The sequence below is a fragment of the Dactylosporangium roseum genome, from assembly GCF_025264685.1.
Lineage (GTDB): Bacteria > Actinomycetota > Actinomycetes > Mycobacteriales > Micromonosporaceae > Dactylosporangium > Dactylosporangium roseum.
In genome coordinates, this window is record NZ_CP073721.1 from 4,854,840 (window position 1) to 4,880,532 (window position 25,693).

Here is a 25,693-nt window from a genome sequence, read left to right on the forward strand (position 1 = left end):
TTCCGGGCATAGCGACGTATCGTCGGCATTATGGACATCGGCATCGGCCTTCCGACCACGCTCAACATCGCGGGACCGGATCTGCTGGCCTGGGCCCGCCGCGCCGAGGAGCGCGGGTTCGCGGCGCTCGGCACGATCGACCGCATCGTCTACCCGAACTACGACACGCTGACCTCGCTCGCCGCCGTCGCCGGCGCGACCACGCGCATCAAGCTGTTCACCGACATCCTGCTCGCCCCGATGTACCCACCGGTGTGGCTGGCCAAGGCGACCGCGACCCTCGACGCCGTCTCCGGCGGCCGGCTCACCCTGGGCTTCGGCATCGGCGGCCGGCCGGACGACTACGCCGCGATGGACCGGCCGTTCAACCGCCGCGGCGCGCTCATGGACGAGACACTGGTCCTGTTGCAGCGAGTCTGGGCCGGTGAACCGGTCGGCGGCGCACTGCCGGTCGCGCCCGCACCGGCGCGCGCGGGCCGGATCCCGATCCTCATGGGCGGCTCCAGCGAGGCGGCGATCGCCCGCACCGTACGGTTCGCGGACGGCTGGACGATGGGCGGTGGCGGCCCGGACCAGGCAGCCTCGATGGTGCAGCGGATCCGCCACGCGTGGCGCGAGGGCGGCCGTGAGGGCGAGCCGCGGCTGGCGGCGTTGGTGTACTACGGTTTCAGCGATCCCAGCGCGTCGGCGAACGCCCTGCGCAAGTACTACGGCTTCCTGGGCGAGTGGGCGGACCGGATCGTGGAGAGCCGGATCACCAAGCCCGACCAGGCGGTGTCGGTGACCCGCGCGTTCGAGGAGATCGGGATTCGCGAGATCATGTTCTTCCCGACGGTCCCGTCGCTGTCCGAAGTGGATGCTCTCGCCGAGGCCGTCCTGTAGGCGGCGCCCAAGGCGTTCGCGGCGAGGCCCCGCGCGGTCCCGAGCGGCCCGCGGGGCCTCACCACTGCGCATACGGCGATGCCCCGATTTGTCGGGTCGACCGGCCATCCCGCCGGCTCCTCGTAGACGTCGCGCGGGCCGGTGCGGGTTGCGTCGCGAGGCCGGCCGGCGGCTCGCGCGCCGAGGGATGTGACACGGCTACTGCGTCTGGACGACCGTCAGCTCGACCTTGTCCGGGTAGAACGCGACGCGCCCGGCGATCGGCTCGACCGCGGGATAGGGCGCCTCGTAGCTCCACACCACGTTTTCGAGATCGCCGATGCTGTAGTACGACGCGTCGCCCTTGTACGGGCAGTAGGTGCTGTGGTCGGTCCGCCGCAGCCGGCTCCGGTCGACGTCGGCGAGCGGGATGTAGTAGACGACCGGGTAGTTCGACTCCCGCAACGCGAGCGCGCCGGTCGTGTCCGCGACGACCGTCTCGCCGACGCGGACCACGATCCGCTCCTCGGCCGGTTGCACGGTGATCGGATGGTCAGGTCCTGGCATCAAACGGGAACGACTCATCCCTAGACCCTAACGCGGCGCCCACCGCCCCCCGGCCCCGTTGATCTTGCAGTTGTGGTGCCCCGCAAATCGGACATTCCTGGAGTGTCCCGGCACCACAGGTGCAAGATCGACAAGAGGTGGCGAGGCGCCGGCGCCCGCCGCGCCTTCCGCGACGGCAGCCGACCAGCGGTTTCTCGCCGGCCCGCGGAGTTGGTGGCTTCCCGACAGGATCACCCGCCGTACAGGAACAGTTGCTATGGTCGGCGACGCGCGAGATCCGCAAAACCGCAAGAGGGAGAAAGCCCGTGGGACTGTGGGACAAGGTCAAGGGCGAGTTCATCGACATCATCGAGTGGCTCGATGACAGTCGCGACACGATCGTCTGGCGCTTCCCGCGTTACCAGAACGAGATCAAGATGGGCGCCAAGCTCATCGTGCGTGAGTCGCAGACCGCCGTGTTCGTCAACGAGGGCCAGGTCGCCGACGTCTTCACTCCCGGCACCTACACCCTGCAGACGCAGAACCTGCCGATCCTGTCGACGCTGAAGGGCTGGAAGTACGGGTTCGACTCGCCGTGGAAGGCGGAGGTCTACTTCGTCAACACGCGCCAGTTCACCGACTTCAAGTGGGGCACGCAGAACCCCGTCATGATGCGGGACGCCGAGTTCGGCATGGTCCGGCTGCGGGCGTTCGGCGCGTACGCGCTGCGGGTCGTCGACCCGGAGAAGCTCCTGCGCGAGCTCGTCGGCACCGACCCGCAGTTCCGCACCGAGGAGGTGTCGGAGTTCATCCGCCAGCTCATCGTCGGCCACCTCGGTCCCGCCCTCGCCACCGCGCAGGTGCCGGTGCTCGACCTCGTCGCGCAGCAACTCCTCATCGGCCAGAAGCTCGCCGGGGTGCTGACCCAGGAGCTGTCCGGCTACGGGGTGCAGATCCCGAAGTTCATCATCGAGAACATCTCCCTGCCGCCAGAGGTCGAGGAGGCCCTCGACAAGCGCACCTCGATGGGCGTGCTGGGCAACCTGGACGCGTATACGAAGTTCCAGGCCGCCAACGCCATGGAGGACGCCGCGAACAACCAGGGCGGCGCCGGCGAGGGCTTCGGCCTGGGCCTGGGCATGGCCGCCGGGCAGCGGATGGCCAACGCGCTCAACCAGCCCGCGCCGCCACCCGCCGCCCCGCCCGCGGCACCGGCGGGACCGCCGCCGCTGCCCCAGCAGGACCAGTGGTTCGCGGGTGTCAACGGCCAGCAGGCCGGGCCGTTCGACCTCAACACGCTCGGTGCGCAGATCCGGTCGGGCGCCGTCGGCCGCGGCACGCTGGTCTGGAAGAACGGCATGGCGCAGTGGACCCCGGCCGAGCAGGTGCCCGAGCTCGGCCCGCTCTTCGCCGCCGTCCCACCGCCCTTCCCGCCCCAGGGCTGAGCCATGGTCTTACAGACGCAGTACCCGTGCGCCGGCTGCGGCGCCAACGTCGAGTTCGCGCCCGGCACCTCGGTGCTGCGCTGCCCGTACTGCGGGCACGAGACGATGCTGGCGGCGCCCACCCGTGAGGTCCGCGAGCACGACTGGGCCCAGTTCGCCGGCCTGCCCCGCAAACCGGTCGCGTTGCTGGCCAAGCACGTCTTCACGTGCCGGAACTGCGGTGCGCAGACCGAGTCCGACGCGATCTCCGACCGCTGCCGGTTCTGCGGCGCGGCCGTCGTCGCCGAGGTCAACCCGGACGACCAGGTGGTGCCGGAGGCGGTGCTGCCGTTCGCGCTCGACAAGCGGCAGCTCCGCGAGTCGCTGGGCAAGTGGGCGTCGTCGCGGTGGTTCGCGCCCAGCGAGCTCAAAAAGGTCACCGAGGCCGAGTCCGCGAAGAGCACGTATCTGCCGCACTGGACGTACGACTCCCGCACGATCTCCCACTACCAGGGCCAGCGCGGCGAGCACTACTGGGAGACCGAGACCTACACCGAGAACGGCGAGCAGAAGACCCGCCAGGTGCGCAAGACGCGCTGGTACCACGCGAGCGGCACCGTCGGGCGGACGTTCGACGACGTGCTCGTGGCAGGCACGACGAAGGTCACGGAGAAGCATCTCGACGCTCTCGAGCCGTGGCCGCTGACCGACGCCGAGCCGTACCGCCCGGAGTACCTCGTGGGGCACGAGACGCTGCGCTACGACGTCGAGCCGGAGACGGGCCTGGAGCACGCGAAACGCAAGATGGCCGCGGTCATCGAGCGCGACTGCAGGGACGACATCGGCGGCGACGAGCAGCGCGTCGACCACGTCGACACCGAATACCACGACATGACGTTCAAGCTCATGCTGCTGCCGGTGTGGCTGGCCTGCTACGTCTACGCGGGCAAGACCTACAACATCCAGGTCAACGGCCGCACCGGCGAGGTGGCGGGCGAGCGCCCGTACAGCGCGGCGAAGATCGCGGCCGCCATCACGGCAGGCGTGCTGCTGATCGCCGTGATCGTGTTCTTCATCTGGTACGGCAAGACGCACTGACGTCAGGACGGCCCGCCCCGTCGGCGGGCCGTCCTTCCCACGGTCGCGCCGGTCAGGGCTAACCGGACGGTTCCGCCGCGGTCCGGGCGCCCCGGGCGCGGAGCCACCCGGCCAGGTCGGTGGCGCCGCTGCGGATCGCGGCGTCCAGCGGGGTCACCTGCTCCCACGGGGGGAGCCAGTTCAGGTCGGCGCCGTGGTCGAGCAACAGCGTGGCGGCCTCCTGCCGGCCGCCGTGACAGGCGCCCCAGAACGCGCGGGTGACCTCGGCCCGCGGAACATCGGCGGCGAGGCACTCACGCAGGCGGTCCATCAGGCCCAGGGTCGCCGCGTGCCACAGTGTGGTGCGGGCGCCGCGCTCGACCAGGCGGTGAGCGGCCCGCCACTGGCCGAAGGCCGTCGCGTCGTCCAGCGCGGTGCCGTCGGCGATGACCGCGCCGGGAGCGTCGATGTCGGCACCGGCGTCGAGCAGCGCGTCGAGCACCTCGACGTCGTCGCAACTGGCGGCCCAGTGCAGCGGTGTCTCGGTGTGCGCGCCGGTGAACCGGGCGTTGACGTCGGCGCCCGCCGCGACCAGGGCAGCGACCGTCGCGGGTCCGTCCGGGAGGTGGCCCGGCCAGTCGGTGGTCACGTGGAGCAGGGTGCGCGGACCGAGCCGGGCCGTGGCCAGGCCCGGGTCCTCGGCCAGGAGCCGGCGCAGGGTCGCGACGTCACCGGCCCGGATCGCCGCGACGGCGGCCTCGACCATCAGCATGCCCCCGATCCCGATAGGGCTTCCAGCAGGTGGTTCGGATCGTGCGCTCCGTTCATCAGCTCGCCCTTCTCCCGATGCTGTGTGCGCTAACGTTACCGTGGTGTGTACGTCCGTGCGGACCCTGGAGGTCGGCGGCAGTCATGTGACCGCGGCCAGTGTGCTGCCCGCCGAGCGGCGGGTGGTGGACCGGCAGCGGCACACGCTCGACCCCGCCCAGGACGCGCACACGATCATCGGGGTGCTCGCCGGCGCCGCGAAGCGCCTCGGCCCGGATCCGGCGGACCGGTGGGCGGTGGCGGTGCCGGGCCCGTTCGACTACGCGGCCGGGGTGTCCCGGCATGCGGGCGTCGGCAAGTTCGACGGGCTGCGCGGGGTGAACCTGCGGGTGGCGCTGGCGGAGGCGATCCCGGCGGATCCGGCGTCGTTCACGTTCGTGAACGACGCCGACGCGTTCCTGCTCGGCGAGTGGCTCGACGGCGCGGCGGCCGGCGCGGCGCGGTGCGTGGCGATCACCCTGGGCACGGGCATCGGCTCGGCCTGGCTCGCCGACGGACGGATCGTGTCGGACGGCCCCGACGTGCCGCCCGATGGGGAGATCCACTGCTGCGCCGTCGACGGGGTGAACATCGAGGACCTGGTGTCGGACCGGGCACTGATCAGGGCGTACCGGGAGCGGACCGGGACGGCCGTCGACGGCATGCGGGGCCTGGCCGCCCTCGCCCGGAGCGGTGACCCGGCCGCGCGGCAGGTCGTCGGCGACGCGTTCGGGGTGCTGGGCCGGTTGCTGACCGGCTGGCTGCACCGGTTCGGCGCCCAGGTCGTCGTCGTCGGCGGGTCGATGACCGGGGCCTGGGATCTCATCGAGCCGTCGCTCGGCCTCGACGTGCCGGCCCGCCCGGTGACCGACACGGAGCACGCGGCGCTGCTCGGCGCGGCGTACGCGGGCACCCGGTGACCGTTCGATCCCACGGCGATGCCGTGCGGGTTCGCAGTGCCGTGCCGGGCCTCCGCCGGGTGCCCTGAGCTGGGCCCGCGCGCCGGGCCGTTTCCGCCCGAGCGGCATCGGGAACTGTCCCCGTCATGGAGCCCACCGGCCAGCACACCGGCCACGATCCCGAACAGCCGCCGCGGCGGCCACGGAAGCGGCTGCGCCGGCCGTGGCTGCTCGTCGCGCTCGCGGTCCTGCTGATGTTCTCCGGGGCCGGCGCGGTCGCCGGCGCGCTGTACTTCGAGAGCGTGCCGACACCCGAACAGCTCGAACTGCCGGAGTCGACGACGGTCTACTACGCCGACGGCACGACGCCGATGGCGAAGCTGGGCACGGAGAACCGGACGATCCTGCGGTTCGGCGAGATGAACGACGCGGTGAAGCAGAGCGTCGTCGCCGCCGAGGACCAGACGTTCTGGACCAACCAGGGGGTGGACTTCGGCAGCATCCTGCGCGCGGCGAAGAACAACGTCACCGGCGGCCGGACGCAGGGCGCCTCCACGATCACCCAGCAGTACGCGCGGATCGCGGCCGATCTCAAGGGTGTGACGTATTCGAGGAAGCTGCGCGAGGCGGTCATGGCGTGGAAGCTCGACGACCGCTACTCGAAGGAGCAGATCCTCGAATTCTACCTGAACACGGTGCCGTTCGGCCGGGGCGCCTACGGCATCGAGGCCGCCGCGCAGACCTTCTTCGGCAAGACCGCCAACCGGAGCGCGCCGCAGGCCGAGCAGGTGACCGTCGCCGAGGCCATGGTGCTGGTGTCGATGATCAAGCAGCCCGAGGCCGACCCCGGCGACCCCGAGGGCAGCCCGGGCTACGACCCGAGCCGGAGCCCGAAGGCCCTGGAGAACTCGAAGACCCGCTGGGCGTACGTGCGGGAGAACATGGTCGCTCTCCGGTACCTCCAGCGCGCGCAGGCGGACGCGCTGACCTACCCGGACACCGTCAAGAAGCCCGACCCGGCCGCGCGGCAGACCGGCCTGGACCGGTCCACCGGCCTCGTGGTGGGTCAGGCCGTGGCCGAGCTGCGCCGGACCGAGCAGTTCCGCGGCAAACCCGCGGACTACCTGCGCAACGGCGGGTTCCGGATCGTCACCACGATCGACAAACGCGCGCAGGACGCGGCCGAGGCGGCGGCGGACCTCAAGCGGCAGACCGCGCCGCAGGTCGTCCGCGGGCAGCCGCAGAACTGGCAGGCGGCGCTCGTCGCCGTGGAACCGGGCACCGGGCGGGTCCTGGCGTACTACGGCGGCAGCAACGGCACCGGCGCCGACTACGCCGGCTGGTACCTGGACGAGGCCGGCAAGCCGCGCGGGTTCGGCGCGCACCCGCCGGGCTCGTCGTTCAAGGTCTACGACCTGGCGGAGGCCCTCCACCAGAACATCTCGATGAAGTCGCGCTGGGACTCCCCGCCGAGCAAGGAGTTCCCGGCCAGCGGCCGCGTCAACGGCAGCCCCGCCGGGCCGATCCGCAACGCCGGCAGCGCCAGGTGCCAGCCGGACTGCGCCCTGTGGGAGGCCACCGTCGCGTCGCTGAACGTCACGTTCTTCGAGCTGACGGAGAAGCTGGGCACGGACAACGTCATCGACATGGCGAGCAAGGCCGGCATCGACGCGATGTGGGCCAACCGGCCGGGCGAGGCCGAGGCGGCCCGCGTCGAACTGCGCGGCAAGCCCGGCCGTGACGTCGCCGGCCAGTTCTCCACCGAGGTCGGCATCGGCCAGTACCCGGTCACGGTGCTGGACCAGGCCAACGGCATGGCGACCTTCGCCGCGGCGGGCAAGCGCGCCGACGCGCACTTCGTGCGATCGGTGTCCAAGGGCGGCGACGAGATCTACCGGGAGCACCTCGAACAGCGCGACGTCGGGCTGAACCAGGAGCAGATCAACCAGTTGAACTGGACCCTGCGCCAGGTCGAGGCGGCGAAGCTGCCCAACGGGTGGGACTCGGCCGGCAAGACCGGCACCTGGCAGCGGGGCGACAGCCTGACCGAGAACGCCCACACCTGGATGGTCGGCTACACCGGGGCGGTGGCCGCGGCCGTCTGGCTCGGCACCACCGACGGCAAGGCCCTGGTCACCAAGGACGGCGACCACGACGTGTTCGGCGCCAGCTATCCCGGTGCGATCTGGCGGCAGTTCATGGTCGACGCCGCGGCCGCGCTGCAGCTCGACCGGAACAAGTACCGGTTCGCCCAGCCGGCGTTCCCCCCGGAGCGCAGCGCACCGCCGCCGTCACGGGCGGCACCGCCGTCGACGCCCGCGTCGGCCAGACCCGGCACGACGCCGCCGTCCTGCCGGCCGCCGAACTGCGCGAGCCCGCGGCCCAGCCGGACCCGGCCGGCATCACCACCCGCCAGTGCCGGCCCACCGTCCGTCCGTCCGTCGGCCACCGCCGGTCAGGACTGAGCCGGGCGGGGTGCCGACGGCCCACCTCCGCGGCCGGCCGGCTTCCGCGTTCAGCCGCGGTCTCAGGGCTTGCGGGCCACCGCGCCGTACATCGCCACGTCCGTCACCGGTGGGCGGTCCGCCTCCGGGACCGTCGGGCGCCAGTCGATAACCGGCACGATCCCCGGATCGGCCAGCTCCAGGCCGGTGAAGAACTCCGCCACCTGGTCCTTCGTGCGAGGCATCGCGTCGACCCGCAGCCGGCCCGCCCGGATCTCCGCCTCGGCGTGCGCCCGGACCTCCGGCGACGCCAGGTCACTCGTGCCGTGCGTCAGCACGAGCCAACTGCCCGACGGCAGCGGGTCGAGCAGGCGGCGCACCGTCTCATCCGGCCTGTCGTCGTCGAACAGGAAGTGCACGATCGCGATCAGCATCAGCGCGACCGGCCGGTCGAGGTCCAGCGTCCGCCGCAGGTCCGGGTGCGCCAGGATGCCCGCCGGATCCCGCAGATCCGCGTCGATATACGCCGTCGCGCCCTCCGGCGTGCTCGTCAGCAGCGCCCGGGCGTGGGCCAGCACGATCGGATCGTTGTCGACGTAGACGATCCGCGACTCCGGCGCGATCGCCTGCGCCACCTCGTGCGTGTTGTCCGCCGTCGGAATGCCGGTGCCGACGTCGAGGAACTGCCGCACCCCCTGCTCCGCGGCGAACCGCACGGCGCGACGCAGGAAGTGCCGGTTCTCGATCGCGGTCGTCCGGATCGCCGGATACACCGCGGCGATCGCGTCACCGGACTGCCGATCCGCGGCGAAGTTGTCCTTGCCGCCGAGCCAGTAGTTGTACCGGCGGGCGGGGTGCGCGGTCGTCGTGTCGATCCGATCCAGGTCGCCATGGCTCACGCCGTACACCTTATACATCGAAGCACGTCGGATCGCCATCTTCCGCTTCCGGACCTCCCCGGCCCGGGCCGGGCAACTCCGTGATCATGGGAAAGATCTGGCTATCGGGGCAGCCACATCTTTCCCATGATCATGAATCCGGCCGGCGGCACGGCAGCGGAACGCGCCGCGACACGCGTCTTGGAACGGTGGTCGAACGTGGTGCTCGGAACCGCCGTCGACCAGTGATCATCGGTCGGGGGCGGACAGGTCCAGGCGGAACCGGTCGCCCGCCGGCTTGAAGCCGAGCCGGCCGTAATACGGGGCCACCATGCCGGGCGGGGTCAGCACCCGGTGATAGCCGCGGGCGGTCAACTGGCCGCTGCGGCGGAACACGAACTCGCCCGGAGTCAGGTCCCGGTACTTCAGCGTCACGTAGTCCAGGTCGACCTGCGCGATCCCGTCCCCCGCGGGCCGCAGCAGCATCACGCCGACGAGTTCGTCGCCGCACAGTGTCAGGAACGCCTGCTGGGTCGCGGCGTCGAACCGGAGGCCGGGGTTGAACCGGGCGATGTCGGCCCAGTGCACCCGCAGGACGTGCGCCAGGAAGTTGTCGTCGGTCGCGACCTCCACGACCTGATAGGTGTGCTCGTCGTGGCGGGTGCGCAGCAGCCGGTACAACTGCCACACGTTGATGCCGGCGAGCGTCACGTTGAGCCCGACCATGGGCCAGACCCCCACGGCGGCGTTGTACGCGAGGAGCACGAGCGAACCGGCCAGGTTGAACACCCGCAGCCGCAGGAGGCGGGTCTGCAGCAGGGACCAGACCAGCAGCGCCGAACCGGCCCAGCCGGCGAGTTCGAGCCAGGGCACGGGGGACATCAGGTGCGCCAGCCGCGGGTGTAGACGACGTCGAGCTTGGCCCTGACCGCTCGCTCCAGGTCGATGCCCATGGTGTGCGCGGTGACGAACGCGGTGATCACCACGTCGGCGAGCTCCGCCTCGACGTCGGCGAAGTCACCGCCGCGGCGGGCCATGCCGTAGTGGCGCCGGACCGCGGCGACGAACTCGCCGACCTCCTCGGCCAGGGCGAGGGTCTGGCGCAGGTGCGGCGCCTCGGTGAAGCCGGCCGCGGTCAGGTGCCCGGCGATGTCGGCGGCGGTCGCGGGCAGGTCCGCGAGCGAGAAGCGATCTTCCACACCGCACAGCATCGCCGATGCCCGAAAAGCCCGCGACGGCGCCTCCGACCGGGCGACGCGGGTCGGCGGCCTCCCGCATACTGTCCGGCGTGACGCACTACAGCAGGCTCTACGCGGTCGTGATCGACATCCCGGGGGACGATCACGCGAAGACGGTGACGTTCTGGGAGGGGGCGCTGGGGCAGGCGATTCCGCGCGTGGAGAAGTATCCGGAGTTTCACGGCGCCCAGTTGCAGGGCCACGACATGCTGTTGCTCGCCCAGCGGCTCGGCGACGGACAGCCTCGGGTGCACCTCGACATCCACACCGATGACCTGGAGGCCGAGGTGGCTCGGCTGGAGGCGCTCGGGGCCACGCGACTCGAGCGGGCCGGCACCTGGCAGGTCATGCGGGACCCGTCGGGGCAGGTGTTCTGCGTGGTGCCGGACCAGCCCGGCACCCTCGACGACGACAACGCCCGCCGCTGGGACTGACGCCGGCGGACGAGCGTCAGGCGACCGTGTTGCGCCAGGAGCGGCCGCCGCGGCCGATCAGGCGGTCGGCGTCCGTCGGGCCCCAGGACGCGGCCTCGTACGTCGGGATCGGGCTGGTGTCCTCGGTCCAGCGCTCGATGATCGGGTCGACGATGCGCCAGCACTGCTCGACCTCGTCGGAGCGGATGAACAGCGTCGTGTCGCCGATCAGCGCGTCCAGGAGCAGGCGTTCGTATGCCTCCGGGGACTCCTCGCGAAAGGTCTTGTCGTAGGAGAAGTCCATGCTCGCGGAGCGCACGCGGAACGAGTGGCCCGGCACCTTCGCGCCGAAGCGGAGCGCGATGCCCTCGTCGGGCTGGATGCGCAGGATCAGCGCGTCGGGCTGGAGCTCGGTCAACTGCGAGTTGGGCATCGGCAGGTGCGGCGGGCGCTGGAACTGCAGCGCCACCTCCGTGACCCGGCTCGGCAGCCGCTTGCCCGTCCGGACGTAGAACGGCACCCCGGCCCACCGCCAGTTGTCCACGTCGAGCCGCAGCGCCGCGTAGGTCTCCGTGCGCGACAGCGGGTCGACGCCGGGCTCCTCACGGTAGCCGGGCATGAGCTCCTCGCGGGTCCCGCCGCGCGTATACTGACCCCGGACGGCGATGTCGTCGATGTCCCGGCCGCGCGGCAGCCGGATCGCCTGGAGCAGCTTCACCTTCTCGTTGCGCACCGCCTCGGCGCTGAACGACGCCGGCGGCTCCATGAGGGCGAGCGCGAGAACCTGGAGCACGTGGTTCTGCACGATGTCGCGCATCGCGCCGGCGTGCTCGTAGAAGCTGCCGCGCGTGCCGACGCCGAGGGTCTCCGCGACCGTGATCTGCACGTGGTCGACCCAGGTGCGGTTCCAGATCGGCTGGAAGATCGAGTTGGCGAACCGCAGGGCGAGGACGTTCTGGACGGTGTCCTTGCCGAGGTAGTGGTCGATGCGGAAGACCTGCGACTCGTCGAACGCCGCGTGCACCGTCTGGTCGAGCTGTCTGGCGCTGCGCTCGTCGTGCCCGTAGGGCTTCTCGATGACGAGCCGCGCGAAGGAGTCCTCCCGCGCCTGGTTGAGCCCGGCGCCGGCGAGGCCGTCGATGACGAGCGGGAACGCCTGCGCCGGGGTCGACAGGTAGAAGATCCGGTTGCCCGACGTGCCGCGCTGCTCGTCGAGCTCGTCGAGGACGGCCGCGAGCCGCTTGTACGTCTCGGGGTCGTCGTAGCCGCCGGCGATGTACCGCACCGCGCCGGCCAACTGCGGCATCCCCGACAGCCCCTTGTCGCCGAGCACGTTGTGGATGAACCGGTCGTCGTCCATCGGGGTGCGGGCCACGCCGACGACCGCGAACCGCTCGTGGAGCCGGTTGTGCCGGGCCAGGCTCTCGATGGCGGGGATGAGCTTGCGGCGGGTCAGGTCACCCGAAGCGCCGAAGATGACCACCGTGGCCGGCGGGGCGTGGCGGTTGTCGGACTCCTGCAAGACCGTGTCGCTGGACATGGGTGCGTGCCTCTCCATCGGACTGCCGCCGTGACACTACGAGTCAACCGCTGCGCACAGCAACGATTCCAGAACGTGACCGGCGTCATGATGATTCGACGGTACTGGCCGTGCGCGCACGACAGGAAACCGCTATCCCGGAGGCTCGACGTGCCAGGCGTCGCCCCGCCCGCTGCCGGAACACCCGCAAGCGGGCAGCGGCCGGGCGCGTGCTGTGACCGGATCCGCCAGGGGGACGGCGCACGCCGCCCGGGCCGACAGCCCGGAGTGCTAACGTAGAGTAAGAAGTTGCATTCGGCCAGTAGTCGAGTCGCTGAACGGGGAGCGCGATGTCGATCACACCGATAACGCCGGCCACACCGGCCACGGCCACCGCGACCAGCGTGAACGCCACCGACCAGGCGCAGCGCCGGCTGTTCGAGGACCGCCTCGACCAGCAGCGCGCCGATCAGGACCGGCCTCAGGAGCGGCTCGACGACGCGCGGCGGCAGCAGCAGCGGATCGAGGACCAGCGCCAGGTCCAGAACCAGGAGATCACGGAGCGGGACCGGCAGCGCGTCGACGACCTGCGGCAATACCAGGACGAGCAGCACCGGTTGCGCCAGCAGCGCCTACAGGACCAGCAGCGGATCGACGACCAGCAGCGCATCCAGGAACAACTCCGGCTGGAGGAGACGCTGCGGCAACGCGCGGAGGAGGTCCGGCTCGACCTCGAGCGGGCCGACGACGCCATCCAGCAACAGCGCCTCCAGCAGACACCCAGCCTGTTCACCGGCCGTCTAGACGTCTACCTCTAGTAGCTCCGGCCCGCGTCCGGGCAGTTCGAGAAGGCCGGCCGACGCGCGCCGGCCCCGGATCCGGCTTCAGAACGCGTAGCGCGTCTGGCTGTACGGGTCCTTGCCGAACGCGAACACCGCCGCCGGCGCGACCCGGTACACGTCGGCGACCCCGGCGCCGCTCGCGTGGTGGAACCGGCCGTCGCGGACCTCGAACCGCCACTCCTCCCCGTACTTCGCCAGCCAGGCCGCCGCCGCCCGGGTGAGCGCCGGCTCGTCGCGGAGCACGACCGCCGTGCCCTCGACGACCACGTCGAGTCCGGCGTGCAGCGCGTTGGCGCCGGTGGTGACGGCGACCTCGGGGCGCGCGGCGAGGTTGCGGGCCTTGCGCTCCCCGGGACCGGTACAGAACAGCAGCGCGTCGTCCAGCCACACCCCGATGAGCGGGGTCACGTGGGGACGGCCGTCGGGGCGGACGGTGGACAGCCAGTACACGCCCGCCGTCGCCAGCTCCTCCCGCGTCACCTCCCAGGGGACGGCGGTGGCATGGTCGTCGCTGTACCGTTGATCCAGCACGGTGTCCGGCATCCGGTCGACCCTTTCTCGCGGTGTGGAGGCGACGGTTCGATGCTGCCACGATCTCCCCGGATCCTCTCGGTGAACTGGGGACGGATCGAGGCCGAGGGCCTCGGCGCGGTGAAGGACCTGAAGGCCTGGCCGGGCGGCGGGCGCGCGTGGGACTGGGACGAGACCGGCACTCAGCACTACCCCGGTGTCCAGCCGGCCGACGTCGAAGAGCTGCTGAGCCACGGCGCCACCGTCGTCGTGCTGTCCCGCGGCATGCAGGAGCGGCTGGCCGTGCCGAAGTCCACAGTGGACGAAATGCGCGCCCGCGGCGTCGAGGTCCACGTCGCCGAGACCCGCGCCGCGGTCGACCTCTACAACTCGCTGGCCGACTCCGCGCAGGTGGCCGGGCTGTTCCACTCGACCTGCTGAGCCTCACCCCCGCACCCGACGCCCCGGCGGCCATCGGGGTGCTGCGGCCTGCTCCGCGATCTCCGGGCTGCGGATCGAGCCGTGCCACACGAACGGCGGGACGCCGTCGAGCGGCCGGGGCGTGGCCGTCTCGACTCCACGTTGTCCGCCGCCAGGCCACTCACTGCCAGGCCACCCGTTGCCATGATCATGGGAAAGATGTGGCTATCGGGGCAGCCAGACCTTTCCCATGATCATGAGATCCAGCGGCCTGGCGGCGGATGCTTGCTCACCACCCGGTCGACGGCGCCTCCAGGTGGACGACCTTCGTCACCGTCATCTCGTCGAGCAGCTCGGGGCCGTAGCCGAAGCCCTGGCCGCTGCCCCGGCGGGGATGCGCCGCGCCGCCGGGCGCTCCGCCGAAGGCGGCGTTGACCTTGACGGTACCGACGGGAAGCTCGCGCCAGGCCCGCTGCGCGTGGCTCATCGAGCCGGTCAGGACCGTGGCCGCCAGGCCGTAGGCGGAACGGCGGGCACGGGTGAGGGCCTCGTCGAACGAGTCGACCACGACGACGGGCGCGACCGGGCCGAACGTCTCCTCGGCCACGACGGCCATGTCGTCGGTGCAGCCGGCCAGGACCGTGGGCGGGTAGTGGGCACCCGGACCGTCGGGGATCACACCGCCGGTGAGCACCCCGGCACCGGCCGCGGCCGCGGCGCTCACCTGGGCGTGCACGGCGTCGCGGTGCCGGCGGTCGACCAGCGGCCCGATCGGGAAGCGCTCCGCCGCCGCCACGAGCGCGTCGAGGAACGGCCGCGCGACGTCGCGGTGCACGTACAGACGCTCGACCGCGACGCAGATCTGCCCCGAGTTGGCGAACGCACCGACCGCCGCCTGCTGCGCGGCCCACGCCGGGTCGACGCCGGCGTCGACGATCAGCGGGTCGCTGCCGCCGTTCTCCAGCAGGGCCTTGGCCCCGGTCCGCGCCGTCGCGAGGGCGATCGCGCGGCCGGTCGCGGTGGCGCCGACGTGCGCGACGACGTCGACCTCGGCGCCGGCGAGGGCGGCACCGGCCGTACCACCGCCGGAGAGCATCGACAGCACAGCGGGCGGGAAGTGCGGAGCGAGCAGCCGGGTGAGGAGCCAACCGGTGGCCGGGGCGCGCTCGCTGGGCTTGTAGACCACGGTGTTGCCGGTGACCAGCGCGGCGCCGAGGAGCCCGCACGAGACGGCGACCGGGTCGTTCCACGGGGTGACGGCGGCGACGACGCCCCGCGGCTGGTGCACCATCAGGTCGACGGCGCCGGGGTCACCGGCGAGGGCACGGCCGCCGTGCAACTGACCGAGTTCGGCGTACTGCCGCAGCGTCCCGACCCCGGCCGCGACGGATTCGGCCGCACCGTCGACGGGCTTGCCCATCTCCGCCGACATCGTGCGGGCGAGTTCGTCCGTGCCCTGGTCGAGCGCGTCCGCCGCGGCGCGCAGGGCCGCCGCGCGGGCCGCCGGTGCCGTCGCGGCCCAGCCGGGTTGCGCGTCGCGGGCCGCCTTCACCGCCGCCGCGACGTCGGCCGCGGACGCCTCGGGCACCGCGCTGACCCGGCTGCCGTCGTGCGGGCCGACGACCTCGAAGGACGCCGTTGCGGGAACCCAGACGCCCCCGACGAGCTGCTGAACCTCGTGCATGTCGAACCGGCATGCCCAGCCCGGACCGCGCCAAACGCGAATCACGTCGCTTTGATTGTCGAAGCGATTTTGATTGGCCGCCGCTCTGCCGGGTAGGCCAGCCGGACATGAAGGTGCTCGGGATCAACGCGATCTTCCACGACCCGGCCGCGGCGCTCGTCGTGGACGGCACGACCGTCGCCGCCGCCGAGGAGGAGCGGTTCAGCCGGCGCAAGCACGGCAAGCGGCCCGTGCCGTTCTCGGCGTGGGAACTGCCCGAACTCGCCGCGGCGTGGTGCCTGCGGTCGGCCGGGCTGCGTCCGGAGGACCTGGACGCGGTCGCGTACTCGTTCGACCCGGCGCTGTGCCGGGACCTCGCCGCGATGGGCGTCGCCGACCCGTGGGACGACCTGCGGGTCGACTACGCGCGGCGGGCGCCGCAGTTCCTCGCCGAGGCGCTGCCCGGCCTCGACCCGCAACAGGTCCGGTTCGTGCCGCACCACGTCGCGCACGCCGCCTCGGCCGGGCTCGCGGTCGCGGAGGACTCGGCGGTGCTGGTCCTCGACGGGCGCGGCGAGGTCGCCAGCCACCTCGCCGGGGTCTACCGCGGCGGCGTCCTGGAGACGCTGGCCGCGCAGCGACTGCCGCACTCGCTCGGCCTGCTGTACGAGGACCTGACCCGGCATCTCGGGTTCCTGCACTCCAGCGACGAGTACAAGGTGATGGCCCTGGCCTCGTACGGGCGGCCGCGGTTCCTGCCGGAGCTGCGCGAACTCGTACGCGCCACCGGCGACGGCGGGTTCCGGGTGGACCGCGTCGACTGGTCGGCGCTGACCAAGCCGCGCACCGCCGACGGCGAGATGACCGGCGACCACGCGGATCTCGCCGCGAGCGTGCAGACCCGGCTCGAGGAGGTGCTGCTCGACCTGGTCCGCTGGGTGTACGACGCGGCCGGCGGCCCGGCGACGCTCACGATGGCCGGCGGTGTCGCCCTCAACTGCGTCGCCAACGCGCGGATCGCCGCCGAGGGGCCGTTCCGGCGGGTGTGGGTGCAGCCGGCGGCCGGTGACGCAGGCACGGCGCTCGGTGCCGCGCTGAACGTGTCCGGCCGCCCGCTGGAGCCGATGCGCGGTGCCGACCTCGGCCGCGGCTGGACCGACGAGGAGCTGGAGGCCGAGCTGCGCCGGGCCGCGCTGCCGTACACGCGGCCCGTGTCGATCGCCGCCGAGGCCGCCGAGGTGCTGGCCCGCAACGGGATCGTCGCCTGGTTCCAGGGGCGCGGCGAGTACGGGCCGCGCGCGCTCGGGCACCGGTCGCTGCTCGCGCATCCGGGCGACGCCGACACCACGGCCCGGATGAACGACGTCAAGGGACGCGAGCAGTTCCGCCCGATCGCGCCGATGGTCCGCGCCGAACGGTTCGCCGACCTCTTCGAGGGGGTCTTCCCCAGCCCGTACATGCTGTTCGTGCACCGGGTCCGTCCTGAGTGGAGGGACCGGATCCCGGCCGTGGTCCACGTCGACGGCACCGCGCGGGTGCAGACCGTCGACCGGGCCGGCGAGCCGCTCGTCGCGGCGATGCTCGCCGAGTTCGAGCGCCGCACCGGCCTGCCCGTCGTGGTGAACACGTCGCTGAACACCGCCGGGCGGCCGATGGTCGACACGCCGCGCGAGGCGATGGAGCTGTTCGGCTCCGCGCCGGTGGACCTGCTGGCGATCGGGCCGTTCGCCGTCCACCGCGGCACCGCGTTCGGCGGGCCAGGGCGGTGACCGGGGCGGTGACCGGGGTCAGCATCGTCGTGCCGACCCTCGGCCGACCGAGCCTGCGGGCGCTGCTGGCGGCGCTCGGGGACGCACCGTCCACTGTGGAGATCATGGTGGTCGACGACCGCCCGGACCGGGCCGTCGCGCTGCCGGTGCCGCCGGCGGTGAAGGTCCTCACCGGCCGCGCGGCCGGCCCGGCCGCGGCGCGCAACATCGGCTGGCGGGCCGCGCGCCACGAGTGGGTGGCGTTCCTGGACGACGACGTCCTGCCCTCGGCGACCTGGTACGCCGACCTGCTGGCCGACCTCGGCCCGGCGCCGCGCGGCGTCGGCGGTGTCCAGGGCCGGGTCCGGGTGCCGCTGCCGCCCGGGCGCCCGACCGACTGGGAACGGGTGACCGCGGGCCTCGCCGACGGTGCGTGGCTGACGGCGGACATGGCCTACCGCCGGGCGGCCCTCGACGCGGCCGGCGGTTTCGACGAGCGGTTCCCGCGCGCGTTCCGGGAGGACGCCGAGCTGGCCTACCGGGTCCGGCTGGCCGGCTGGCGCCTCGAGCGCGGCCGGCGCACCGTCACGCACCCGGCGCGCCGCGAGAGCATGTGGGTGAGCGTGCGCACGCAGCGCGGCAACGCCGACGACGCGTTGCTGCGGCGGTTGTACGGGCCGGGCTGGCGGACCCTGCTCGAGGTGCCGCGGGGCCGGCGCCGGCGGCATGCCCTCGTCGCGGCGGCCGGCGCGCTCACGGCCGTGGCACTCGCCGGACGATCCCTGACGGCCCGCCGCGCGCCCGTCGCGGCGCGGCGGCTCGGTCGCACGGCGGCGGTGGCGGGTGCCGCGTGGGCGCTCGGCACCGCGGAGTTCGCCGCGGCCCGGATCGCGCCCGGCCCGCGCTCCCCCGGCGAGGTCGGCCGGATGGTGGTAACCAGCGTCGTCATCCCGCCGGTGGCAATCGCGCACTGGCTGCGCGGCCGGGTCCGCTGGCGCGCGGCGAGGCCCTGGACCGGTGGTGCGGCATGAGGCTCTTCGACGCGGTGTTGTTCGACCGGGACGGGACGCTGGTCGAGGACGTGCCCTACAACGGGGATCCGGCGCTCGTCACGCCGGTGCCCGGAGCGCGGGAGGCCCTCGACCGGCTGCGCGCCGCCGGCCTGCGGCTCGGGGTCGTCTCGAACCAGTCCGGCCTGGCCCGCGGCCGGTTCACCGGCGCCGACCTGCGTGCCGTGCACGCCCGGATCGAGGAACTGCTCGGCCCGTTCGACACGTGGCAGGTCTGCCCGCACGACGAGACGGCCGGCTGCCGGTGCCGCAAACCGGCGCCCGGCCTGGTCCTCGCCGCCGCCGCCGCGCTCGGCACCGGCCCGCGGCGGTGTGTCGTCGTCGGCGACATCGGGCGGGACATGGACGCGGCGCTCGCCGCCGGGGCCGCCGGCCTGCTCGTACCGACCCCGGTGACCCTGCCCGCCGAGGTCGCGGCCGCGCCGGCCGTCGCGCCGACGCTCGCCGAGGCCGTCGACACGATCCTGCGCCGCCAGCGACTGCACCTGCCGGCGCCGCCGCCGCCGCGCCGGCCCCGCACCGTGCTCGTCGTCCGGTCCGACTCGGCCGGCGACGTCCTGGTCACCGGGCCGGCGATCCGCGCGGTCGCCGCGGCGGCCGAGCGGGTCGTCATGCTCTGCGGGCCCCGTGGCCGGGCCGCCGCCGAGCTGCTGCCCGGCGTGGACGAGCTCGTCGAGTGGCAGTTGCCCTGGATCGACCCGGCGCCCGACCCCGTCGACCCGGCGGAGGTCGCCGCGATGACCGCCCGGCTCGCCGCCGTCGGCGCCGACGAGGCGGTCGTGTTCACGTCCTTCCACCAGTCCGCGCTCCCGCTCGCCCTGCTGCTGCGGCTCGCCGGGGTCGGCCGGATCAGCGCGATCAGCGACGACTACCCGGGTTCGCTGCTCGACGTCCGCCACCGCGTCCCGGCCGGCATCCCCGAGCCGGAGCGCGCGCTGTCGCTGGCCGCCGCGGCCGGGTTCGCGCCGCCGGCCGGCGACGACCTGCGGCTGCGGATCCGGCCGGTGACCCTCGACGAGCCAGCCGGCACCGGCGACGGGCCGTACGTCGTGGTGCACCCGGGCACGTCGGTCGAGGCGCGCGGCTGCCCGCCCGAGCTGGGCGCGCGGATCGTCCGGGCGCTCGCCGCGGCCGGGCACCGGGTGCTCGTCACCGGGTCGCCGGACGAGAAGGACCGCACGGCGGCGGTCGCCGGCGACGTCGGCGTCGACCTCGGCGGCGCCACCGACCTCGCCGGGCTCGCCCGCGTCGTCGCCGGCGCCGCCTGCGTCGTGGTCGGCAACACCGGCCCCACGCACGTCGCCGCCGCCGTCGGCACCCCGGTGGTGAGCCTGTTCGCGCCGACCGTCCCTTTCGGACAGTGGGGGCCGTTCCGGGTGCCGGTCGTCCGGCTCGGCGACGCCGGGGCGCCCTGCCGGGACAGCCGCGCCGCCCGGTGCCCGGTCCCCGGTCACCCGTGCCTGTCCGGCATCGACCCGGCGGACGTCGTCGCCGCCGTGCGTACCCTCACCGAACGGAGCACGGCATGAACATCCTGCTATGGCACGTCCACGGCTCCTGGACGACCGCGTTCGTCCAGGGCAAGCACCGGTACCTCGTGCCGGTGACCGAGGACCGCGGGCCGTGGGGCCGCGGCCGGGCCCGCACCTACCCGTGGCCCGACACCGTCGAGGAGGTGACCCCGGACCGGTTGCCCGCCGCCGACGTCGACGTCGTGGTCGTGCAGCGCCCCGAGGAGCTCGCGCTGCTGGACGAGTGGGCGCCGGGCCGGTGGTGGCCGAAGGTGTACGTGGAGCACAACACCCCCAAGGGCGACGTGCCGGACACCCGACATCCGATGGCCGCCCGCGACGACCTGCTCGTCGTCCACGTCACGCACTTCAACGAGCTGTTCTGGGACTGCGGCGGCACCCGTACGGCCGTCGTGGAGCACGGCGTCGTCGAGCCCGGCGTGCGCTACCGCGGTGACCTCGAACGGCTGGCCGTCGTCACCAACGAGCCGGTGCGCCGCGGCCGGGTCACCGGCACCGACCTCGTGCCGCGCTTCGCCGCGGTGGCGCCGCTGGACGTGTTCGGCATGGGCGTGCGCGATCTCGACGGCGACCGGATCCGCGCCCACGAGGACCCGCCGCAGGCCGCCATGCACCGTGAACTCGCCCGCCGCCGCGCCTACCTGCACCTGTGCCGGTGGACGTCGCTCGGGCTGAGCCTCATCGAGGCGATGACGATCGGGCTGCCGGTCGTCGCGCTGGCCACCACCGAGGCCGTCGAGGCCGTGCCGGCCGGCGCGGGCATCCTCTCGACCCGCGTCGACACGCTCGTCGACGCGGCGCACTGGCTCATCGAAGCGCCGGAGGAGGCGCGTCGCATCGGCGCCGCCGGGCGCGCGGCCGCGCTCGCCCGGTACGGGCTGGACCGTTTTCTCGCCGACTGGGACCACCTGCTGGAGGAGGAGCTATGCGCATCGCGATGATCTCGGAGCACGCCAGCCCGCTGGCGGCGCTCGGCGGCGAGGACGCCGGCGGTCAGAACACGCACGTGGCGGAGCTGTCCACGGCACTGGCCGACCTGGGCCACGAGGTGCGCGTCTACACCCGGCGCGACGCGACCTCCCTGCCACCGGCGGCGGTGATGCGTGACGGGGTGACGGTCGTGCACGTGCCGGCCGGCCCGGCACGTGCGTTGCCCAAGGACGCGCTGCTGCCCTACATGGGCGACTTCGGCCGGTGGCTGGGGGCGCAGTGGGACCGCGACCCGTGGGTGCCCGACGTCGTGCACGCCCACTTCTGGATGAGCGGCCTCGCGGCGATCACCGCCGCACCGGACCGCGGGATCCCCGTCGTCCAGACGTACCACGCCCTCGGCACCGTCAAACGCCGCCACCAGGGTGGCGCGGACACCAGCCCGCCGCAGCGGATCGGCTTCGAGCGGCGCATCGGCCGGACCGTCGACCGGGTCGTCGCGCAGTGCCAGGAGGAGATCGCCGAACTGGTGCGGATGGGCGTGCCCCGGCGCCGGATCGTGCTCATCCCCTCCGGGGTCGACGGGACCCGCTTCTCCCCCGACGGGCCCGTGGCACCGCGGCCGGCCGGGGTGCCACGGATCCTGTCCGTCGGGCGCCTGGTCGAGCGCAAGGGGTTCGCCGAGCTGATCCGGACGCTGCCGCTGGTGCCGGGCGCGGAGTGCGTCGTCGTCGGCGGGCCGCCCGCCGCCGACCTGGGCAGCGATCCGGAGGCGCGGCGGCTCTCGCGGGTCGCGGCCGAGGCGGGCGTCGCCGGCCGGGTGCACCTCGCCGGTCAGGTGCCGCCGGCGCTGATGCCCGAGTGGTACCGCTCGGCGGACGTGGTCGCGGCGGTGCCCTGGTACGAACCGTTCGGGCTGACACCGCTGGAGGCGATGGCGTGCGGGCGGCCGGTCGTCGCCACCGCCGTCGGCGGGCTCGTCGACACCGTCGTCGACCGCGTGACCGGCGACCTCGTGCCGCCGCACGACCCTCGGGCCCTCGGCACGACGCTGCGCCGGCTCCTGGACGACGACCTGCGGCGGCTGGCCTACGGCGCCGCGGCGCTGGACCGGGCCCGCCGCTGCTACTCGTGGCAGCGCGCCGCGGGCCAGCTCGAGGTCGTGTACGCGGCCGTCGGCGCCACCGCGGGACAGCGCCGGACGAGCGAGGCGGTGGCCGGATGAACCCGCTCGACGCCCACCTCACCGCGCTGGCCGCGGCCATCGTCCCGTTCCGCGGGGCCGCCGGGCGCCTGGAGCGCTGGGGCACGCAGCTCGCCTGGACCCTCGGCCAGGGCGGCCGGCTGCTCGTCGCCGGCAACGGCGGCAGCGCCGCCGAGGCCCAGCACCTCGCCGCCGAGCTCGTCGGCAGGCTCCGCGACGACCGCACCCCGCTGTCCGCGATCGCGCTGTGCGCGGACTCGTCCGCGGTGACGGCGATCAGCAACGACTACGGCTACGAGGAGGTGTTCGCCCGGCAGGTGCGCGGGCACGGCCGTCCCGGCGACATCCTCGTCACGATGTCGACGAGCGGGCGCAGCCGCAATCTGCTCGCCGCCGTCGAGGCCGCCCGTACGGCCGGGATGCGGACCTGGGCGCTCACCGGCCCGGCGCCGAACCCGCTCGCCCAGGCCGCCGACGAGGCGATCGCCTGCCCATCGGACGACAGCCAGGTCGTCCAGGAGCTGCACCTGGTGTCGGTGCACGTGCTGTGCGAGCACGTCGACCGCACCCTGCCCGCGGTGCCGGAGGCCGGCGGCCGCCCTTTCGCGCGAACGGAGCTGGTGCTGTCATGAGGCTCGTCGTGGTCGGTGACACCGTCCTCGACCGGGACGTGGACGGCAGTGTGCACCGGGTGAGCCCGGACGCGCCGGCCCTCGTCCTGGACGAGGAGTCCGCCGTGGACCGCCCCGGCGGCGCCGGGCTCGCCGCGCTGCTCGCCGCCCGCTGCGGTTTCCCGGTCGCGCTGGTGACCGCGATCGCCGACGACGCCCGTGGTGCCCGGCTCGCCGAGCTGCTCACGGCGGCCGGGGTGGAGCTGCATCCGGTACCGCTGCCCGGCGCGACGCCGGAGAAGATCCGGCTGCGGGCCCGCGGCCAGGTCCTGCTGCGGCTGGACCGCGGCGGCGGGACGCGGCCGCCGGGTGACGTGCCGGACACGGCGCTCGCCCTGTTCGATGCCCCGGCCGCGGTCCTGGTCAGCGACTACGGGCGCGGCATGACCGGTCATCCGCGGCTGCGGGAGGCCCTCGCGGCCACGCCGGCGCCGATCGTGTGGGACCCGCACCCGCGCGGCGCCGCGCCGGTGCCCGGGGTGCGGCTGGTCACCCCGAACGAGGGCGAGGTCCGGACACTGAGCGGCGACGCGGGCGGCGGCGCCCGGGTCGCGGCCGCCACCCGGGCCGGCAACACGCTGCGCCGGCAGTGGCGGGCCGGTGCGGTCGCGGTGACGATGGGCGGCCGGGGCGCGGTCCTGTGCCATGCCGGCCCGACCCCGCTGGTCGTCCCGGCGCCGTCCGTCGCGGGCGGCGACTCCTGCGGCGCCGGCGACCGCTTCGCGGCGTCGGCGGCGATCGCCCTGGCCCGCGGCGCCCTGCCGTCGGAGGCCGTGCAGTCCGCGGTGGCGGAGGCCACGGAATACGTCATCGCCGGTGGTGTGACGGCGGCCCGCACCGACCGGACTTCCGGCGCGCCCGGGGCTTCCACGACCGCCGGGGCGGCCGGCGTCGACACGGCCGTCGGGGTCGACGCGGCCGCGCGGGTCGTCGCCGAGGTGCGCGCGGGTAACGGAACGATCGTGGCCACCGGCGGGTGTTTCGACCTGCTGCACGCGGGGCACGTGGCCACCCTCCAGGCCGCGCGGCGGCTCGGGGACTGCCTCGTGGTGTGCCTCAACTCCGACGGGAGCGTCCGCGGGCTCAAGGGCGCCGACCGGCCCCTCGTCCCGCAGACCGACCGGGCCCGGCTGCTGGCCGCGCTCGGCTGCGTCGACGCCGTCGTGGTCTTCGACGAGCCCACGCCGGAGGCGACGCTCGCCTGGCTGCGCCCCGACCTCTGGGTCAAGGGCGGCGACTACGCCGACGGCGGGCCGGACCTGCCGGAGGCCGAGCTGGTCCGCCGCTGGGGCGGCCAGACCGTCGTCGTGCCGTATCTCGACGGCCGCTCCACCAGCGGCATGATCAGCGCCGCGCGCGGCGCCTCGCACTCCACAGGAGGGACAGCATGACCCAGGCAGGACCAGCGATCCTCGTCACCGGCGGCTCGAGCGGCCTCGGCGCCGCGGTCGTCGACGCCGTCGTCAAGTCGGGCGGCAGGCCGTTCGTCATCGACCGGCAGCCGCCCGCCGAGGGGGTGCCCTGGATCGAGTGCGACCTCGCCGACACCCGCGCCGCCGAGGAGGCGACCCGCGGCGCCGTCGCGCAGACCGGGGGCCTGCACGGCGTCGTCACCGCGGCCGGCACGGACGTGCCCGGCAGGCTCGCCGACGTGCCCGCGACGGTGTGGGAACGGGTCGTCGCCGTCGACCTGCTGGCCACCGCGGCGGTGATCCGGGCCGCGCTGCCCACGCTCAGGGAGACGCACGGCAACGTCGTCACCGTCTCCTCGACCCTCGGCGTGAAGGCCGTCAGCGACGCCACCGCCTACTGCGCCGCGAAGTTCGGCGTCGTGGGCTTCACCCGGGCGCTCGCCGCCGAGCTGGCCGGCGAGGTCGGGGTGACGCTGGTGATACCCGGCGGCATGCGCACCCGGTTCTTCGACGACCGCGACGCGCGGTACCGGCCCGGGCCCGACGCCGTCCTCAACGACCCCGCGCACGTGGCCGCCTCGATCATGTTCGCGGTGACCCAGCCACGCGGCTGTGCGGTGCGCGAGCTGGTCGTGTGCGCCGAGACCGAGGCGTCGTACCCGTGATCCTCGTCCTGCGCGCGCTCGGTGTCGGCGACCTCGCGACCGGGGTCCCGGCGCTGCGCGGCGTCCGCCGCGCGTTCCCCGGCCGGCGCCTGGTCCTGGCGGCACCGGCGTGGCTGGGCCCGCTCGTGGCGCTCACCGGCGCCGTCGACGAGCTGCTGCGGTGCGCGGGCCTCGACGATCCACCGCGCGCCACGCGGCCGGACGTGGCGGTGAACCTGCACGGCAAGGGCCCGCAGTCGCACGACCTGCTGCGCTCCACGCGGCCCGCCCGCCTCCTGGCGTTCGGCGGCTCGGGTCCGCGATGGACGGACGAGGAGCACGAGGTGACCCGGTGGTGCCGGATGCTGGCCTGGTACGGCATCCCGTGCGACCCGGAGGACCTCGGTCTCGAACTGCCGCCGGCTCCGGTGACCGGCGTGACGATCGTCCACCCCGGCGCGAAGTCCGTGTCGCGGCGCTGGCCCGCCGAACGGTTCGCGGCCGTCACCCGCGCGCTGGTCCGCGCCGGGCACGACGTGGTCGTCACCGGGTCGGCGGCCGAGCAGCCGCTCGCCGCCCGGGTCGCCGAGCTGGCCGGCCTGCCGGGCCGCGCGGTCCTGGCCGGGCGCACCGGGCTGCGTGACCTCGCCGGGCTGGTCGGGCACGCCCGGCTGCTGGTCAGCGGCGACACCGGCGTCGCGCACCTGGCGACCGCCTACCGCACGCCGTCGGTCGTGCTCTTCGGCCCGATGCCGCCGGACCGCTGGGGACCGCCGCCGGACCGGCCGTGGCACCGGGCGATCTGGCACGGCCGGACCGCCGAGCCGGGCGACCGCGGCGACGAGCCGCATCCGGCGCTGCTGGCCGTCACCCCGGACGAGGTGCTGTCCGAGGCGCTGCTCCTCCCGACCGTCGCGTAACCCCGGCACCCCGCGCCCACC

At 73.9% G+C, this 25,693-nt stretch carries 25 protein-coding genes; 17 read left to right on the top strand and 8 right to left on the bottom strand.

The genetic code is table 11. From position 1 onward, the window contains the following. Positions 1-30: 30 nt before the first annotated feature. Positions 31-882, top strand: coding sequence for an LLM class flavin-dependent oxidoreductase (locus Drose_RS22780; RefSeq protein ID WP_260723327.1), 852 nt, complete (start codon positions 31-33; stop codon positions 880-882). Positions 883-1,080: 198 nt separating this feature from the next. Here Drose_RS22780 and Drose_RS22785 read toward each other — a convergent pair whose 3' ends face one another. Then, entirely contained in the window at positions 1,081-1,446 is a 366-nt protein-coding gene (locus Drose_RS22785; RefSeq protein WP_260723328.1) for a DUF427 domain-containing protein, read from the bottom strand. A gap of 287 nt (positions 1,447-1,733) precedes the next feature. On the opposite strand from Drose_RS22785, the gene Drose_RS22790 reads away from it, so the two are divergent. Further along, on the top strand, positions 1,734-2,852 hold the full coding sequence (locus tag Drose_RS22790) for an SPFH domain-containing protein (protein ID WP_260723329.1): 1,119 nt from the start codon (positions 1,734-1,736) through the stop codon (positions 2,850-2,852). A gap of 3 nt (positions 2,853-2,855) precedes the next feature. Then, complete coding sequence (locus tag Drose_RS22795) at positions 2,856-3,929, top strand: hypothetical protein (protein WP_260723330.1); 1,074 nt, start codon at positions 2,856-2,858, stop codon at positions 3,927-3,929. A 58-nt stretch (positions 3,930-3,987) separates the two neighbouring features. On the opposite strand, the gene Drose_RS22800 is transcribed toward Drose_RS22795, so the two are convergent. Beyond that, positions 3,988-4,680 (bottom strand): ankyrin repeat domain-containing protein, encoded by a 693-nt coding sequence (locus Drose_RS22800; protein ID WP_260723331.1) that lies wholly within the window; start codon positions 4,678-4,680, stop codon positions 3,988-3,990. A 100-nt stretch (positions 4,681-4,780) separates the two neighbouring features. Between Drose_RS22800 and Drose_RS22805 the strand changes: the two genes are divergently transcribed. Together Drose_RS22805 and Drose_RS22810 are read left to right on the top strand one after the other, a co-directional pair. Further along, positions 4,781-5,635 carry an ROK family protein gene (locus Drose_RS22805; protein WP_260723332.1) on the top strand — a complete coding sequence of 285 codons (855 nt, stop codon included), beginning with the start codon at positions 4,781-4,783 and terminating at the stop codon, positions 5,633-5,635. A gap of 125 nt (positions 5,636-5,760) precedes the next feature. Then, positions 5,761-8,079 (top strand): transglycosylase domain-containing protein, encoded by a 2,319-nt coding sequence (locus tag Drose_RS22810; protein ID WP_260723333.1) that lies wholly within the window; start codon positions 5,761-5,763, stop codon positions 8,077-8,079. A gap of 62 nt (positions 8,080-8,141) precedes the next feature. Here Drose_RS22810 and Drose_RS22815 read toward each other — a convergent pair whose 3' ends face one another. From Drose_RS22815 to Drose_RS22825, 3 genes are all read right to left on the bottom strand, one after another. Then, a complete protein-coding gene (locus Drose_RS22815; RefSeq protein ID WP_390891227.1) occupies positions 8,142-8,975 on the bottom strand; it encodes an SAM-dependent methyltransferase in 834 nt (277 codons plus the stop codon). 210 nt (positions 8,976-9,185) lie between these two features. Continuing rightward, on the bottom strand, positions 9,186-9,818 hold the full coding sequence (locus Drose_RS22820) for a YgjV family protein (RefSeq protein ID WP_390891228.1): 633 nt from the start codon (positions 9,816-9,818) through the stop codon (positions 9,186-9,188). After that, positions 9,818-10,135 carry a MazG nucleotide pyrophosphohydrolase domain-containing protein gene (locus Drose_RS22825; RefSeq protein WP_260723335.1) on the bottom strand — a complete coding sequence of 106 codons (318 nt, stop codon included), beginning with the start codon at positions 10,133-10,135 and terminating at the stop codon, positions 9,818-9,820. Before Drose_RS22825 ends, Drose_RS22820 begins: the two co-directional genes overlap by 1 nt. A gap of 89 nt (positions 10,136-10,224) precedes the next feature. On the opposite strand from Drose_RS22825, the gene Drose_RS22830 reads away from it, so the two are divergent. Further along, the gene (locus tag Drose_RS22830; RefSeq protein WP_260723336.1) at positions 10,225-10,608 is read left to right on the top strand and encodes a VOC family protein; all 384 of its coding nucleotides are present in this window, start codon (positions 10,225-10,227) and stop codon (positions 10,606-10,608) included. Positions 10,609-10,624: 16 nt separating this feature from the next. Here the strand turns inward: Drose_RS22830 and zwf are convergent, their stop codons facing one another. Continuing rightward, positions 10,625-12,127 carry a glucose-6-phosphate dehydrogenase gene (gene zwf, locus Drose_RS22835; protein ID WP_260723337.1) on the bottom strand — a complete coding sequence of 501 codons (1,503 nt, stop codon included), beginning with the start codon at positions 12,125-12,127 and terminating at the stop codon, positions 10,625-10,627. 329 nt (positions 12,128-12,456) lie between these two features. Here zwf and Drose_RS22840 point away from each other — a divergent pair, with 329 nt between their 5' ends. Continuing rightward, positions 12,457-12,924, top strand: a complete 468-nt coding sequence (locus Drose_RS22840) for a hypothetical protein (RefSeq protein WP_260723338.1) — start codon at positions 12,457-12,459, stop codon at positions 12,922-12,924. Between the two features lie 66 nt (positions 12,925-12,990). Here the strand turns inward: Drose_RS22840 and Drose_RS22845 are convergent, their stop codons facing one another. Continuing rightward, a complete protein-coding gene (locus Drose_RS22845) occupies positions 12,991-13,491 on the bottom strand; it encodes a pyridoxamine 5'-phosphate oxidase family protein (protein ID WP_260723339.1) in 501 nt (166 codons plus the stop codon). Between the two features lie 39 nt (positions 13,492-13,530). Between Drose_RS22845 and Drose_RS22850 the strand changes: the two genes are divergently transcribed. Continuing rightward, on the top strand, positions 13,531-13,899 hold the full coding sequence (locus Drose_RS22850) for an Mth938-like domain-containing protein (protein ID WP_260723340.1): 369 nt from the start codon (positions 13,531-13,533) through the stop codon (positions 13,897-13,899). Between the two features lie 268 nt (positions 13,900-14,167). On the opposite strand, the gene Drose_RS22855 is transcribed toward Drose_RS22850, so the two are convergent. After that, positions 14,168-15,562, bottom strand: coding sequence for an aldehyde dehydrogenase family protein (locus Drose_RS22855; RefSeq protein ID WP_260723341.1), 1,395 nt, complete (start codon positions 15,560-15,562; stop codon positions 14,168-14,170). 107 nt (positions 15,563-15,669) lie between these two features. Between Drose_RS22855 and Drose_RS22860 the strand changes: the two genes are divergently transcribed. From Drose_RS22860 to Drose_RS22900, 9 genes are read left to right on the top strand one after another with little or no spacing between them, the layout of a single operon-like run. Continuing rightward, positions 15,670-17,310 (top strand): carbamoyltransferase family protein, encoded by a 1,641-nt coding sequence (locus Drose_RS22860; RefSeq protein WP_260723342.1) that lies wholly within the window; start codon positions 15,670-15,672, stop codon positions 17,308-17,310. A gap of 8 nt (positions 17,311-17,318) precedes the next feature. Further along, positions 17,319-18,320, top strand: a complete 1,002-nt coding sequence (locus tag Drose_RS22865; protein WP_260723343.1) for a glycosyltransferase family 2 protein — start codon at positions 17,319-17,321, stop codon at positions 18,318-18,320. After that, complete coding sequence (locus tag Drose_RS22870; protein WP_260723344.1) at positions 18,317-19,888, top strand: HAD-IIIA family hydrolase; 1,572 nt, start codon at positions 18,317-18,319, stop codon at positions 19,886-19,888. Before Drose_RS22865 ends, Drose_RS22870 begins: the two co-directional genes overlap by 4 nt. Then, a complete protein-coding gene (locus Drose_RS22875; protein WP_260723345.1) occupies positions 19,885-20,832 on the top strand; it encodes a glycosyltransferase in 948 nt (315 codons plus the stop codon). Before Drose_RS22870 ends, Drose_RS22875 begins: the two co-directional genes overlap by 4 nt. Beyond that, positions 20,817-22,046 (top strand): glycosyltransferase, encoded by a 1,230-nt coding sequence (locus tag Drose_RS22880; RefSeq protein ID WP_260723346.1) that lies wholly within the window; start codon positions 20,817-20,819, stop codon positions 22,044-22,046. Before Drose_RS22875 ends, Drose_RS22880 begins: the two co-directional genes overlap by 16 nt. Continuing rightward, positions 22,043-22,657, top strand: a complete 615-nt coding sequence (locus tag Drose_RS22885) for a D-sedoheptulose-7-phosphate isomerase (protein ID WP_260723347.1) — start codon at positions 22,043-22,045, stop codon at positions 22,655-22,657. Before Drose_RS22880 ends, Drose_RS22885 begins: the two co-directional genes overlap by 4 nt. Beyond that, entirely contained in the window at positions 22,654-24,087 is a 1,434-nt protein-coding gene (locus Drose_RS22890; protein WP_260723348.1) for a PfkB family carbohydrate kinase, read from the top strand. The genes Drose_RS22885 and Drose_RS22890 overlap by 4 nt, the downstream gene beginning before the upstream one ends. After that, complete coding sequence (locus tag Drose_RS22895; RefSeq protein WP_260723349.1) at positions 24,084-24,773, top strand: SDR family oxidoreductase; 690 nt, start codon at positions 24,084-24,086, stop codon at positions 24,771-24,773. The genes Drose_RS22890 and Drose_RS22895 overlap by 4 nt, the downstream gene beginning before the upstream one ends. Further along, complete coding sequence (locus Drose_RS22900) at positions 24,770-25,672, top strand: glycosyltransferase family 9 protein (protein ID WP_260723350.1); 903 nt, start codon at positions 24,770-24,772, stop codon at positions 25,670-25,672. Before Drose_RS22895 ends, Drose_RS22900 begins: the two co-directional genes overlap by 4 nt. Positions 25,673-25,693: the final 21 nt, after the last annotated feature.

What these genes read in the sequence shown, in the direction of transcription:
- Drose_RS22850 (WP_260723340.1), top strand. Translation starts at nt 13,531, where the DNA reads ATGCTGCCACGATCTCCCCGGATCCTCTCGGTGAACTGGGGACGGATC.
- Drose_RS22885 (WP_260723347.1), top strand. Translation starts at nt 22,043, where the DNA reads ATGAACCCGCTCGACGCCCACCTCACCGCGCTGGCCGCGGCCATCGTC.
- Drose_RS22845 (WP_260723339.1), bottom strand. Translation starts at nt 13,491, where the DNA reads ATGCCGGACACCGTGCTGGATCAACGGTACAGCGACGACCATGCCACC.
- Drose_RS22780 (WP_260723327.1), top strand. Translation starts at nt 31, where the DNA reads ATGGACATCGGCATCGGCCTTCCGACCACGCTCAACATCGCGGGACCG.
- Drose_RS22880 (WP_260723346.1), top strand. Translation starts at nt 20,817, where the DNA reads ATGCGCATCGCGATGATCTCGGAGCACGCCAGCCCGCTGGCGGCGCTC.
- Drose_RS22875 (WP_260723345.1), top strand. Translation starts at nt 19,885, where the DNA reads ATGAACATCCTGCTATGGCACGTCCACGGCTCCTGGACGACCGCGTTC.
- Drose_RS22815 (WP_390891227.1), bottom strand. Translation starts at nt 8,975, where the DNA reads ATGTATAAGGTGTACGGCGTGAGCCATGGCGACCTGGATCGGATCGAC.
- Drose_RS22855 (WP_260723341.1), bottom strand. Translation starts at nt 15,562, where the DNA reads ATGCACGAGGTTCAGCAGCTCGTCGGGGGCGTCTGGGTTCCCGCAACG.
- Drose_RS22860 (WP_260723342.1), top strand. Translation starts at nt 15,670, where the DNA reads ATGAAGGTGCTCGGGATCAACGCGATCTTCCACGACCCGGCCGCGGCG.
- Drose_RS22870 (WP_260723344.1), top strand. Translation starts at nt 18,317, where the DNA reads ATGAGGCTCTTCGACGCGGTGTTGTTCGACCGGGACGGGACGCTGGTC.
- Drose_RS22895 (WP_260723349.1), top strand. Translation starts at nt 24,084, where the DNA reads ATGACCCAGGCAGGACCAGCGATCCTCGTCACCGGCGGCTCGAGCGGC.
- Drose_RS22820 (WP_390891228.1), bottom strand. Translation starts at nt 9,818, where the DNA reads ATGTCCCCCGTGCCCTGGCTCGAACTCGCCGGCTGGGCCGGTTCGGCG.
- Drose_RS22785 (WP_260723328.1), bottom strand. Translation starts at nt 1,446, where the DNA reads ATGAGTCGTTCCCGTTTGATGCCAGGACCTGACCATCCGATCACCGTG.
- Drose_RS22890 (WP_260723348.1), top strand. Translation starts at nt 22,654, where the DNA reads ATGAGGCTCGTCGTGGTCGGTGACACCGTCCTCGACCGGGACGTGGAC.
- Drose_RS22800 (WP_260723331.1), bottom strand. Translation starts at nt 4,680, where the DNA reads ATGCTGATGGTCGAGGCCGCCGTCGCGGCGATCCGGGCCGGTGACGTC.
- zwf (WP_260723337.1), bottom strand. Translation starts at nt 12,127, where the DNA reads ATGTCCAGCGACACGGTCTTGCAGGAGTCCGACAACCGCCACGCCCCG.
- Drose_RS22840 (WP_260723338.1), top strand. Translation starts at nt 12,457, where the DNA reads ATGTCGATCACACCGATAACGCCGGCCACACCGGCCACGGCCACCGCG.
- Drose_RS22795 (WP_260723330.1), top strand. Translation starts at nt 2,856, where the DNA reads ATGGTCTTACAGACGCAGTACCCGTGCGCCGGCTGCGGCGCCAACGTC.
- Drose_RS22810 (WP_260723333.1), top strand. Translation starts at nt 5,761, where the DNA reads ATGGAGCCCACCGGCCAGCACACCGGCCACGATCCCGAACAGCCGCCG.